Here is a 12,505-nt window from a genome sequence, read left to right as displayed (position 1 = left end):
TATCATGTCAGAAGTCGAGGGCAAAACTCCGGGCACCGGAAGAGAATTCAGGTAGGACGGAAGAAATACCCGCCGGCAGAACGAGTGCTTCGCCGCCCGCCTTCGTGACCTAGTGGGCATGGACCACGACAACCTCGATCCGCAGGTGGTAGAGTAGCGGCTCTCAGAACGACACCAGCCCCAAGACAAAGAAAAGGCGGTGAACCGGGCCTTGTGGCCCCGCCTCACCCATCCATCCACCGTCCCAGCGCGGACTCGAGTTTCAGGCCGCGGCGGACGCGGTAGTTTTCGCCGAGCTCGACGGTGGCGCGCTTGCCGGCGGAGTTTTGGAAATGGATCAACACCGGCGTTTTCCCCGGGTGCTCGGCGATGGCTTCGCGGATCTCCTGCAGGTCCTGCTCGGAGTGGCGGGCGGTCCACAACGCCAGTTCGACGAACTTCGAGTTCGCGCCACCGCCGCGGCTTTTCAGCTCGTTGATCTCCGAGCCGGTGAGGCGGCGGGAGTCGGTGCGGTCGTCGATCTGGACCTGCGCCTTGAAGCGGATCACGGTGCCCGGCGTCATGATGCCGGCATCGCGCGCGGGGACGAAGCTCTCGCCCCAGACCATGATCTCGCGCGAGCCGGTGAAGTCCTCGACGACGAGGATGCCGAAGGGCTTGCCGGTCTTGGTGAGGCGCGAGTCGACGCTGCGGATCATGCCGGCGAAGGGGAAACGGTCGCGCGGGTTGTGGACCTCGATCTCATCGACCAGGCCGAGCTTGCAGTAGCGGTCGGAATCGAGCACCGAGCGGAATTTGTCGAGCGGGTGGCCGGTGACGTAGAAGCCAAGCAGCTCCTTTTCCATGACCAAGCGCTCGTCCTTGCTCCACTCCTCGACTTCTACGGCGGTCGCCGTAGGTGCCGGCGCGGGCGCGCCGAAATCCATGGCGTCGAACATCGAGACCTGCCCCGAGGCGCGGTCGCGCTGCAGGGAGGAGGCGCTGGCGCAGACCTGCTCGAGGCGCGAGCACATGGTCGCGCGGCCCTCGTTGGTCCAGTCGAAGGCGCCGGCCTTGATCAGGTTCTCGAGGATGCGCTTGTTGACCACCTTCGAGTCGAGCCGGTTGGCGAAGTCCTCGAGCGACTCGAAGGGTCCGTTCTTCTCCCGCTCGGCGATGGCCTGGGCCATGGCGCCCTCGCCGACATTCTTGATCGCAGCGAGGCCGTAGCGGATCGCCATCGCGCCGCTGGGCGTCGGCTCCGGGGCGAAGCGCAGTCGCGACTGGTTCATGTCGGGCGGCAGGATCTCGATCTTCATCCGGTGGCACTCGGCCACGAAAACGCCGATCTTGTCGGTGTTGTTGATCTCGTTCGAGAGCAGGCCGGCCATGAACTCGACCGGGAAGTTTGCCTTCAGATAGGCCGTCCAGTAGGAGATATGTCCGTAGCAGGCGGAGTGGGACTTGTTGAAACCATAGCCCGCGAACATCTCGATCTTCTTGAAGATGGCGTCGGCCAGCTTCTCGTCGATGCCGTTGGTTTCGCGGCAGCCCTGCACGAACTTGTCGCGCTCCTTCGCCATCTTGGCGGGGTCCTTTTTCCCCATCGCGCGGCGCAGCAGGTCGGCGCCGCCGAGCGAGTAGCCGGCGAGGAGCTTGGCGGCGTTCTGCACCTGCTCCTGATAGATCATGACGCCGTAGGTGTTGCCGCTGACCTGCTCGAGCAGCGGGTGCTCGTAGAAGGGTTGGTTGCGGCCCTTTTTCACCTCGATCATCTGGTCGATGAACTGCATGGCGCCCGGGCGGTAGAGCGCGAGGAGGTCGATGATGTCGTCGATCTTCTCGATCTGGTATTTCCGGCAGGTCTCGACCATGCCGCCGGATTCCAGCTGGAACACGCCCATCGTCTCGCCGCGGTTGAGGATGGCGAAGGTGGCCTGGTCGTCGAGCGGCACGTCCTCGATCACGAAGCCGGGCGTGTGGACCTTGATGTGCTCGACGGCGTCCTGGATGACCGTGAGGTTCTTCAGGCCGAGGAAGTCCATCTTGAGCAGTCCGACCTCGGTGATGGCGCCCATGTCGAACTGGGTGACGACTTCGCCTTCGTTGCCGCGGGTGAGCGGGACGTGCTCGTCGAGATTGCGGTCGCCGATGACGACGCCGGCGGCGTGGATGCCGACGTTGCGCGTTAGGCCCTCCAGCTTGAGCGCGTAGTCCCACAATTCCTGATAGCTCGACGAGCTTTCGATCAACTCGCGCAGCTCGGCTTTGGTGTCCCACTCCTTCTTGAGGGTGACACCGGGCTTGGCCTCGATCATCTTGGCGATCTTGTCGGCCTCGCCGTAGGAAACGCCCATGACCCGCGCAACGTCGCGCAGCACGCTCTTCGCACCGAGGGTGCCGTAGGTGATGATGTGGGAAACACTACGTTCGCCGTACTTCTGGCGGACGTAGTCGATGACCTCCGGCCGCCGGCTTTGGCAGAAGTCGATGTCGACGTCGGGCGGGCTGACGCGTTCGGGGTTGAGGAAACGTTCGAACAGCAGACCGAACTGGAGCGGGCAGATGTTGGTGATGCCCATGGCGTAGGCGACCAGCGATCCGGCCGCCGAGCCACGGCCGGGACCGACGGGGATGTCGTGGTCGCGCGCCCACTGGATGAAGTCGGCGGTGATGAGGAAGTACGACGCGAACCCGAGTTGGTTGATGATGCCGACCTCGTACTTCAGCCGCTCCTGGATTTCCGGCAGGGCCGCCTTTTCCGCCCCGTAGCGCTTGAGCAGGCCTTCCTGGCAGACGCGCATCAGGTATTCCTCACGCGGCGAGCCGTCGGGCGAATCGAACTGCGGGTATTTCTCCGAGCTGGTCGAGTCGAGCTTCAGCTCGACATTGCAGCGCTCGGCGATCTCGAGCGTGGCATCGCAGGCGCCGGGCACTTCGGCGAACAGGGCGCGCATTTCCTCGGCCGACTTGAAATGCACCTCGGGGGTGTAGCGCATGCGGTTCTCGTCGATCAGCAGCTTGCCGGTGCCGATGCAGATCATGACGTCGTGCGCCTCGTGGTCGTCGCGGTTGACGAAGTGGACGTCGTTTGCGGCGACGGGCTTGAGGCCGAATTCCTTCGCCAGCGCGAGCAGGCCGGGCGTGACCTTGCGCTGCGGCTCCAGTCCGTGGTCGTGGATTTCCACGTAAACGTTCGACTTGCCGTAAATCTCGACCAGCTCGGCCATGGTCTCGCGGGCCTTCTCCATGTCGCCGGCGAGGAGCCATTCGTTGACGGGGCCGGAAATGCAGCCGCTCAGACAGATGATGCCTTTCGAAAACTCGCGCAAGGCGTCGCGATCGACGCGCGGCTTGCCGTAGTAGAGACCTTCGAGGTGGCCCTTCGAGACGAGCTTTTGCAGGTTCGTCCAGCCCTCGTCGGTCTCGGCGAGGAGGGTCATGTGGCAGGCGCGCTTGCGGCCGGGGACTTCCTTTTTGTCCTCCATCTTGCCCGGCGCGAGGTAGATCTCGCAGCCGAAGATCGGCTTCACGCCCTCTTTTTTGCAGGAAAGGAAGAACTCGATCGCGCCATAGAGGTTGCCGTGGTCGGTCATGGCGACGGCCGGCATGCCGAGTTCCTTGGCCTTAGCGGCGAGCTGCTTGGTCCGCGCCATGCCGTCGAGCAGCGAGTATTCGGTGTGGACGTGGAGGTGAACGAAGGAGTCGGACATCGGGCGGGACCGACTGTGGCGGGCTGCGCGCGGGAGGGCAAGGAGGGGGTGGCGGCGGGGGGTGGATTCGGGAAATCGCGCGCGGTGGGCGGTGTTGCGCCGCCGGGTTGGGAGGTTCGCGCTGGGGGGAGGGGCTGGGTTTTCGAACTTCGTCCGTCTATTTCGGCTCCTTCTTGTTTTCGTGCCAATTCTACACGGAGAGACGGAGACCACGGAAAATCGGGACCGGCAATCGTGCTCAGGTGATCGCGCTCGTTGCGCAGCGATGCAGCGAGCGGCGCTTTTCCCAGTTCCTCGGCATGAAGATGGGCCCGCCCGAGCCCGAGGGCCCGCGAATGAGAGCGGAAGCCTTTTTCCGCGAGGCGCGGAGGTGAGAAGATCCGGCCCGTCGTCAGAGCGTCCAGAGTCTGGAGAGTGGCACCGCGAGGAAATCGCCCTCGCAAAGGGGCAGCACGCTGGTTCCGGAGTAGAGCACGATTCCTCCTGCGAAGTCCGCGCCCGCTTGCTCGGCAAGGCGTCGCAGCCCTTTGGCATCGTTGGCCCCCACAGTCTGGGACGCCTTGACCTCCACACCCCAGACACGGCTTCCGCGCGTGATCACGCAATCCACCTCGAGCTGGTCCTTGTCGCGATAGTGCCAGAAGCGGAGCGTCGGATCGGTCCAGCCGGCCTGGGCGACGAGTTGCTGGAGAACCATCGACTCGAGCAGACGTCCGAACGTTTCCCGCCTCCGGTTCCAGTCCGTCTCGTGCAAATCCACCAGCGAGGCCGTTAGACCGGAGTCGAACAGGTGGATCTTTGGTGCCTTCACCAGTCGCTTCGATGCGCTCCGGTGCCACGCCGGAAGGATCCGGATCAGGTAAAGCCGTTTCAGCACCTCGAGGTGATGATCGACCGTCGCCCGGGCGATCCCAAGCGAGCGGCTGAGGGTGCTCACATTCAGCAATGAGGCGGTCTGGCCTGCGAGCAGCTCGAGCATGCGTCCAAGTTCCCCAACGTCGCGGACATTGGAAACGTCCCGCACATCCCGCTCCATCACCGCTTGGAGATACTGGCGATGCCAGACCCGCGCCCGGGCCGGCGTGCGGGTGTTGGCTTCTGGAAAACCGCCCTGTAGCAATCGCCTCGCCAAGTCCCCGGTGACCGAACTGTCGCTCGGGCGAATGTCGGGTTTGATCCGACCCTCCAGAAAGGCTTCGAGAAAAGCCCCGTCCGCCCGCTCCTTTTCGGCCTCGGACAGGGGATGGAGTTGGATCACCTCCATCCTCCCTGCCAGGGAATCGCTCAGCTGCGGGAGCAGGGGGAGATTGGCCGAGCCGGTGAGCAGATAGCGTCCGGGACGCCGGTCACGATCCACTGACACCTTGATCGCCCGCATCAACTCAGGAACCCGCTGGACCTCGTCCAATGTCACCACCGATGGCAACCCGTCGACGAACCCGGCGGGATCCGACGCCGCGGTCTGGCCGAACTCGGCCACATCGAGGTCGAAAAAGGGGCGCTCCGGTGCGAGTTGCCGAACGAGCGTGCTTTTCCCGACCTGACGAGGACCAAGCACGGCCACCACCGGGGTGTCCGCCAATGCGGACTTGACCGCCCGCCGCATGGGCCGTGGAAGCAGGGAATCGCGGTCGTCCATTTGCAATCTAAAATAGCGTCCAGTTGCACATCGTCAATGCGTCCAATTGCAAAGTAAACAAGCGTCCACCTGCCATATGGATAATGTCGGCAGGGCCGGATCCAAGTCGCCGCAGGGCCTACAGCTCCGGCAGGCTCTCCAGCAGCGAAGCCCATCGCCCCGTGGTCCCGTGCTCGGCGCACCAGCGTTCGATGTAGGCGGTGTCGAGCGTTTCGGGGCCTTGGACGGCGGTGACGTCGCGGGTGACGTCGAGGTCTTTCGAGCGGCCCCAGCGGAGTTTTTGGACGATCCCATCCTCGGCGGGGGGGAGCCAGATTTCGCGAAAAAGGAGTGGCACCAATCGCCGGCTCTTCCGGGAAAATTCCGAGCGAACGAAGGGGTCGTCAGCTGAGAGATACCGTGATTGGGGTCCATCGTGACGAGGAGGTCCACGTCCTTTGTCGCGCGGGGAATCCCCTAGGTACCGGCTGCGATGGCACCGACCGCCATGTATTCGACGCCAAGTCGGTCTGCGGTTTCGAAAATGGTGGTCGCCAGTTCGAAAAGCTTCATGTGGCGGGTATCGAGTGGCTGTAAAAACGATGATCACGTGCCCGCTCCACGCGATCGAGACCACGCCGAACCTCTGCCCAGCCCTTCTCGTGGTCGCTGGAATCGATACGTGCCAAAGCACCGGCAAGCATAAGCTCCAGCTGCATGTCGGATAGCTCCCATACGCTATCGATACGCTCCTCCGGCGTCATCTTCCGGGCGCGCAGGACCTTTTCCCGATAGATCGAGTCCTGAAGGTCTTTCAAGGCCGTGGGGTGGTCGTGCGGGTTCATGGGTGAAAGGCTAGCCGAGGCGGGGAATCGGGCCGATCCCGGCCATTGCCGTCGGGGGGAAGTTCGAGCAGATTCCCCACCGTGCGCGTCTTTCTGCTCCTTCTCCTCATCGTCCGCATCGATCCCGACCTGCCGCTCACCGCGCCGGGCTTCACCCACCGGGTCCGGGACAGCGCCACGCTCGCCCCGCTCGACTGGATCGCCCGCTCCAACGTCCCGGGCGACGGCGGCTGGCGCGGACTCACCGACCCGGCCCGGCCGGCAACGCGGTTTTTCCGGCTAGAGACGGACTGAACAGACGCTCTCATCCATTTCTCATCCTCCGCCTGCTGACCTTTCCGCCCATGCGCTGCCTCCTTGTCGAAGACTACCCGCCGCTCCGCGAAAACGTCGCCGAGTGCCTGCGCGAGGAGGGCCATGTGGTGGATGCCAGCGCCACCGGCGACGAGGGCCTGTGGTTCGCGCGGAACCACCCCTACGACGTCATCGTGCTCGACATCATGCTGCCGAACGTCGACGGCCTCACCATCCTGCGGAAACTCCGCGAGCTGCAGGACAAGACGCCGGTGCTGGTGATCAGCGCGCGCGACTCGGTCGACCAGCGGGTCGAGGGCCTCGACGCCGGGGCCGATGATTACCTCGTCAAACCCTTCGCCCTCGCGGAAATGGTGGCCCGCGTCCGCGCCCTCGTCCGCCGCCGCTATGACCGGGAGTCCCCGAAGCTCGTGACCGGAGACCTTGAGATCGACACCGTTTGCCGCAAGGTCCATCGCGCCGGCGAGGAAATCCAGCTCACCCCGCGCGAGTACGCCCTCCTCGAATACCTCGCCTACCGTGCCGGCCATCCGGTCACCCGGACCGACATCTGGGAGCACGTCTACGAAGACCAGGAGGGCGGTTCCAGCAACACCGTCGACGTCTACATCGGCTACCTGCGGAAAAAACTCAACGCCGGCGGCCGCCCGGAGCTGATCCACACTCGCCGCGGCGTCGGCTACCTGATCTCCTGCGGGGAAACATGAGCCATCCCTCGATGCGCACCCGTCTCATGGTCGGCACCGGCCTGGCCGTCACCCTGGTGCTGCTGGTGTCCATGGTCCTCATCTACCAGTCGGTCGCCCGCATGCTGCGCAAGGAGGTGAAGATGCAGCTCCTCGAGAGCGCCGCCCTGCTCGCGAAATCCTCCGAGCTGGAACCCGAGGGCGTGGTCTACGAGTGGCACGAGGCCCTCGAGTCCGGCTCGCGCACCGGCGTCCCGGGCTATTTCCAGTACTGGGACCAAACCCACGGCAGCACCGTCGCCTCCCCCGCCCTCGGGGACGGCCGGCTGGAGCCCTTCCACGGCGCCCTCGACCAAACCGTCCTGCGGCCCATCACCCTGCCCGATGGCCGCCCTGCCCTGGCCGCCGGCCTGCTTCACCTGCCGTTCCTCGACGGCGAGGCCCTGGAGGAAATGGAGCGCCTCGGGCAAGTACTACATCCGCAGGACTTCCCGCAGGTGCTGGTTTGCGCGCGGGAGACCCAGTCGCTCGACGACAAGCTCCACCGCATGGCCGGCCACCTGCTCCGGGCAGGAACCGCCACCCTGGTCACCATCTGGCTGGCCGTCTGGCTCGTCTCCCGCCACACCCTGCGGCCGCTCGACGCCCTCGCCCGCCGCCTCGACGAGCGCTCGCGCCAGGACGGCGGACCGATCCCGCGCACGCCCGACGACCTCCCGGTCGAACTCACCGGCCTCGCCGGAGCCTTCAACCGCACCCTCGAACGGGTCGAGGCCGCCCGCGAACGCGAGCGCCAGTTCGCTCTCCACGCCGCCCACGAGCTGCGCACCCCCATCGCCGGCATCCAGGCCACCCTCGAACAGGCCGTCAGCCGTCCGCGCGAGGCCGCCGACCTCCGCCAGCGAGCAACTTCGGCCCTGGAGATCGCGCACGGCATGAGCGGCACCATCCACACCCTCATGCGACTTGCCCGGCTGCGGGGGGGCCTGGAAAAGCCGGACGCCGAACACTTCGACCCCGCCGCCCTCGTCCACGCGCTGCTCGAGGAACAGGCCGATCGCTTCGCGGCACGCGGCCTCAAGCTCGCCATCGACGGCCCGGCCACCGTGCCGCCGCTCGACAACGACCCCGAGCTGTTCCGCATCGTCATCGCCACTCTGGTCGACAACCTGATCCGCCACGCCCCGCAAGATTCGGCGGCCGCGATGGCCATCACCGACAAGCGCCATTCCTTCCACGTCCACTTCACCAATTCCGCGCCGGACCTCGGCCATGAGGAATTGAAGGACCTCTTCGAGCCCTTCCAGCGCGGTCGGCGGGCCGCCGCTTCCGGAGGCTCCGGCCTCGGCCTCAGCCTCGCCCGCGAAATCACCCGCCTGCTCGGTGGCACGATCGACCTGCGCCTCGAAGACGCCCGCCTTACCGTCGAGCTCTCGCTCCCGCGATGAAGCAGCGGCCTCTCATCATTCTTTCATCTCGCCGCAGATAGGGAACGGGCGTTGAACACGTCAGGCCCACTCCGCACCCCGTCCGCGATCGCCCTTTCCGCGCGCCACCGCCGCGCCGTCATCGCGGGCTTCGTCCTGCTCATCGCCCTGCGGGTCGTCGCGATGTTCATCGTGCCCTTCACCGACACCACCGAGGCGCGCTATGCTGAGATCGCGCGGAAAATGGTCGAGACGAACGACTGGATCACGCCGCAGTTCGACTACGGCGTGCCGTTCTGGGGCAAGCCGCCGCTGCACACCTGGATGTCCGCCATCGGCATGGAAATCTTCGGCGTCAATGAATTCGGCGGTCGCATCCTGATCTTCGCCGCCGCCTGCGCGCTGCTCGCCCTGCTCCATGGCTGGGTGAAACGCGAGCGCGGCCCCGACGCCGCCTGGCTCGCCACCACCCTGCTCACCGGCTGCGCGATCTTTTTCGTCTCGATGGCCGCCGTGATGACCGACCTCGCCCTGCTCGCCGGCACCGCGCTGAGCATGGTCGGCTTCTGGAACGCCCTGCGCGGCGGACGAAACGCCCGCTCCTGGGGCCATGCGTTCTTCATCGGCCAGGCCATCGGCCTGCTGGCGAAGGGCCCGGTGGCGGTGGCGCTCTCCGCCATCCCGGTCTTCGCCTGGGTCGTCTGGCAGGCCCGCTGGCGGGACACCTGGCGGCGGCTGCCGTGGATCTCCGGCACCCTGCTGATGCTGCTACTATGCCTGCCGTGGTACATCGCCGCGGAGCTGAAAACGCCGGGCTTTCTGAAGTACTTCATCGTCGGCGAGCACCTCCAGCGCTTCCTGATCAGCGGCTGGAAGGGCGACCTCTACGGCTCCGGCCACGCCAAGCCCCGCGGCACCATCTGGCTTTTCTGGGCGCTCGCCATGCTGCCGTGGACGCCGCTGCTCCTGGCCCCGCTGGCCCGCTGGCGGAAGCTGCGGCCCGCCTTTTCCCGCACCGATGGCTGGCGGCCCTACCTGCTCTGCTGGGCGCTCTCGCCGATGGTCTTCTTCACCCTCGCCACCAACATCATCCCGACCTACGTCATCACCGGCGTGCCCGCCGCCGCGGTGCTCGGCGTGGAAATGTGGGCCTTGGCCGGCTGGCAACGCAGCGCCTGGCTGCCCCGCGCCTTCATCGGCAGCTCGCTCGCCGCGCTCCTCATCTTCGGTGCCGGCATCGCCCTGATCGGCGCGGGCGACGGCACGCTGACCAAGGGCTCGCAGAAGCACGCGGTGGCCGCCGGCGAGGTGCCGGGCTACCGGTTCAACTACTATGGAAAACGTAGGTTCTCCGCCGAGTTCTACAGCGCCGGCAGCGCACGCTGCCTGACCGACGCCGCCGCGCTGCTCGCCCTCACCACCAATGGCGAGCCGGACGTGCTGGAGATCCAGCGCCCATTGCTGCCGCGGGTGCCCGCCGGGGTGCTTTCCCACTTCGATGTCCGGGCGGAGATCGGAGACGACGTGGTCTTCATCGAGAAACCCCGGAAGAAGGAAGAGGAGGTCGCCCGTGTTAACTGAACCCATCCAAGCCCAGCCCGCCGTGAACATCGTCCGCATCCCCGCCGCCTGCCCCGCCGCGGCGGCCCCGGAGGTTTCCTGCGTGATCCCCGCCTACAACGAATCGGGCAACATCGCGGTCGTCATCGAGGCCGTCGGCCACGAGCTGAAGCGCCTCGGCCGCAGCCACGAGATCGTGGTGGTCGATGACGGCAGCACTGACGGCTGTGGTGCGGAGGCCGCGGCGATGGCCGACGAATTCCCGGTCCGCGTGATCCGCCTGTCGCGGAATTTCGGCAAGGAAAACGCCATGACCGCCGGCCTCCAACGCTCGCGTGGCAGGGCGGTGATCGTGATCGATGCCGACATGCAGGAGCCCGTCAGCTACCTCGAGGTCTTCCTCCGCCAGTGGGACGCCGGCTACGAGATGGTCTACGGCGTGCGTGCCGACCGCGACGACGAGCCCGCGCTCAAGCGCCTTGGCTCGCGCGTCTTCTACCAGCTCCTCAACCGCCACGCCGCCGTCCGCATCCCGGAGCACGTGCGCGACTTTCGGCTGATGGACCGCAAGGTCGTCGATGCCATCCTTTCCCTGCCCGAGCGGGACCGCTTCATGAAGGGGCTCTACAGCTGGGTCGGCTTCCGCTCGCTGCCGGTGCCGGTGAAGATCGATCCGCGCCACAGCGGCCAATCGAAGTTCAGCTACCGGCGCCTCGCCGGCCTGGCGCTCAGCGGGCTCACTTCGTTTTCCGACTGGCCGCTGCGGATGTGGACCGGAGTCGGACTCGCCATTTCCGCCGTGGCGATGCTCTACGCCGGCTGGATCGCGCTGCGCACCTTGCTCTTCGGCACCGACGTTCCCGGCTGGGCCACGCTGGTCGTGGCGGTATTTTTCCTCGGCGGCGTGCAGATCTTTTCCATCGGCGTGCTCGGCGAGTATCTCGGGAAAATCTTCACCGAGGTGAAGGGGCGGCCCGGCCACATCGTGGCGGAGGAAACCGGAGGTAGCACGGTCGGATCGTGAACATGTCCCCCCTCGTCACCGCCGGCCTCGCGCTCGCGCTGGCCTCCTGCCAGGCCTACCGCGGGCGCCCGCTCGATCCCGGGGCCGGGCTGGCGGCCTATCGCCGGACCTCGCTTTCCTCCGCCGAAGTGATCGCCGGCCTGCGGCGGGCCGGCTTTTCACCCGGCGGCCGCTGGACGGTGCGGAAAATGATGGCCGCCGCGGAAAGCACGCATCCCTCGCTGGTGCGGGCCCGGGCGGATCTCGATGCCGCCCGCGCCGGGGTCGGGGTGGCCGGCACACGGCCGCCGCTCGGCGTGTCGCTCGATCTCCAACGCGCCGCGCAGGGCACCACGCCGTGGACCTGCGGCCTGATGCTCGACCATACGATCGAGACCGGCGGCAAGCGCGCCGCCCGCATCCTCAAGGCCAGGGCCGAGGCCGACCGCGCCGCCATCGGGATCGCGCAAGCCCGCGGCGACGTGCGCATCGCGGTCGCGAACGCGGTGATCGACCGCCACGCCGCCGCAGCGCTCATTTCCGTGCTGGAGGAGAATTCGCAACTACTAGGTTCATGGGAAATGGCCGCCGGCCGGCTTTCCGAGATGGGCGAAAGCGACCGCCTGCAGGGCTTCACGCTGGAGCGCGAGCGCTCGGTGCTCGAGCGCGAGCTCGCCGCCGCCCGCAAGCAGGCCCGCGTGGCCGCTGCCGCGCTCGCCCGCGCGCTGGGCATCCCGGACCAAGAGGCGGCCGGGCTTTCCCTCGCCGCGCTGCCCGCCACGCCACCCGCCGCGCCCTCGCTGGCCGCGATCCAGGAAACCACCGCGCTCGGCCGGCCCGACGTGCTCGACCGGCTCGCCGCCTACGCCGTGGCCGAGACAGCGCTGCGGCTCGAGGTGGCCAACCAATACCCCGACCTCCACCTCGGGCCCGGTTACAGCTACGACCAGGGCCAGCGGAAATGGCTGCTCAGCGCTTCGGCGAGCTTTCCTTCCGACGCCCATGCCGCCGCGATCCGCCGCGCGGAAGCCGACCGCACCGCCGCCGCCGCGGCTTTCGCCGAAACGCAGCATGCCGCGCTGGGTGCCGCCGCCACCGCCCGTGAGGAGTATGCCGGCAGCCTGCGGCAGTGGCGGCGGGCGCAAGAGCTGGTGAAGAAGTCCGAGGCGATCGAGCGGGCGCAGTCGAAGCTCGCGGGCGCCGGGGCGGGCGATCGCGTGGCGGTCCTGCAGGCGCGTTACGCCGCCGGCCAGGACCGCGCGGCGCAGGTGAGCGCGCGCTTCGACGCCTGGCGGGCCTGGGTGGCGCTGCTCGATGCGGTCCGCGGGCCGGTGGAGGGCGATGTTTTCTGAACCGATC

At 66.9% G+C, this 12,505-nt stretch carries 10 protein-coding genes; 6 read left to right on the top strand and 4 right to left on the bottom strand.

Annotated elements, in window-relative coordinates; genetic code table 11:
- Positions 1 to 224: 224 nt before the first annotated feature.
- The 4 genes from dnaE to ABXH26_RS14070 form a co-directional block, all read right to left on the bottom strand.
- Positions 225 to 3,692, bottom strand: a complete 3,468-nt coding sequence (gene dnaE / locus ABXH26_RS14085) for a DNA polymerase III subunit alpha (protein WP_353567722.1) — start codon at positions 3,690 to 3,692, stop codon at positions 225 to 227.
- 391 nt (positions 3,693 to 4,083) lie between these two features.
- Complete coding sequence (locus ABXH26_RS14080; protein ID WP_353567721.1) at positions 4,084 to 5,331, bottom strand: ATP-binding protein; 1,248 nt, start codon at positions 5,329 to 5,331, stop codon at positions 4,084 to 4,086.
- Positions 5,332 to 5,449: 118 nt separating this feature from the next.
- Entirely contained in the window at positions 5,450 to 5,668 is a 219-nt protein-coding gene (locus ABXH26_RS14075; protein ID WP_353567720.1) for a hypothetical protein, read from the bottom strand.
- Between the two features lie 211 nt (positions 5,669 to 5,879).
- A complete protein-coding gene (locus ABXH26_RS14070; protein WP_353567719.1) occupies positions 5,880 to 6,155 on the bottom strand; it encodes a hypothetical protein in 276 nt (91 codons plus the stop codon).
- A gap of 81 nt (positions 6,156 to 6,236) precedes the next feature.
- On the opposite strand from ABXH26_RS14070, the gene ABXH26_RS14065 reads away from it, so the two are divergent.
- From ABXH26_RS14065 to ABXH26_RS14040, 6 genes are read left to right on the top strand one after another with little or no spacing between them, the layout of a single operon-like run.
- Positions 6,237 to 6,449, top strand: coding sequence for a hypothetical protein (locus tag ABXH26_RS14065; RefSeq protein ID WP_353567718.1), 213 nt, complete (start codon positions 6,237 to 6,239; stop codon positions 6,447 to 6,449).
- Positions 6,450 to 6,499: 50 nt separating this feature from the next.
- Entirely contained in the window at positions 6,500 to 7,177 is a 678-nt protein-coding gene (locus tag ABXH26_RS14060; RefSeq protein ID WP_353567717.1) for a response regulator transcription factor, read from the top strand.
- Positions 7,174 to 8,604 (top strand): sensor histidine kinase, encoded by a 1,431-nt coding sequence (locus tag ABXH26_RS14055; protein WP_353567716.1) that lies wholly within the window; start codon positions 7,174 to 7,176, stop codon positions 8,602 to 8,604. Before ABXH26_RS14060 ends, ABXH26_RS14055 begins: the two co-directional genes overlap by 4 nt.
- 51 nt (positions 8,605 to 8,655) lie before the next feature.
- A complete protein-coding gene (locus ABXH26_RS14050) occupies positions 8,656 to 10,164 on the top strand; it encodes an ArnT family glycosyltransferase (RefSeq protein WP_353567715.1) in 1,509 nt (502 codons plus the stop codon).
- A complete protein-coding gene (locus tag ABXH26_RS14045) occupies positions 10,154 to 11,167 on the top strand; it encodes a glycosyltransferase family 2 protein (RefSeq protein WP_353567714.1) in 1,014 nt (337 codons plus the stop codon). Before ABXH26_RS14050 ends, ABXH26_RS14045 begins: the two co-directional genes overlap by 11 nt.
- A gap of 2 nt (positions 11,168 to 11,169) precedes the next feature.
- The gene (locus tag ABXH26_RS14040; protein WP_353567713.1) at positions 11,170 to 12,498 is read left to right on the top strand and encodes a TolC family protein; all 1,329 of its coding nucleotides are present in this window, start codon (positions 11,170 to 11,172) and stop codon (positions 12,496 to 12,498) included.
- Positions 12,499 to 12,505: the final 7 nt, after the last annotated feature.

This window comes from Haloferula sargassicola, from assembly GCF_040362925.1.
GTDB lineage: Bacteria > Verrucomicrobiota > Verrucomicrobiia > Verrucomicrobiales > Akkermansiaceae > Haloferula > Haloferula sargassicola.
The sequence above is the reverse complement of the archived record's forward strand: the minus strand, read 5'-3'. Positions and strand labels throughout refer to the sequence as shown.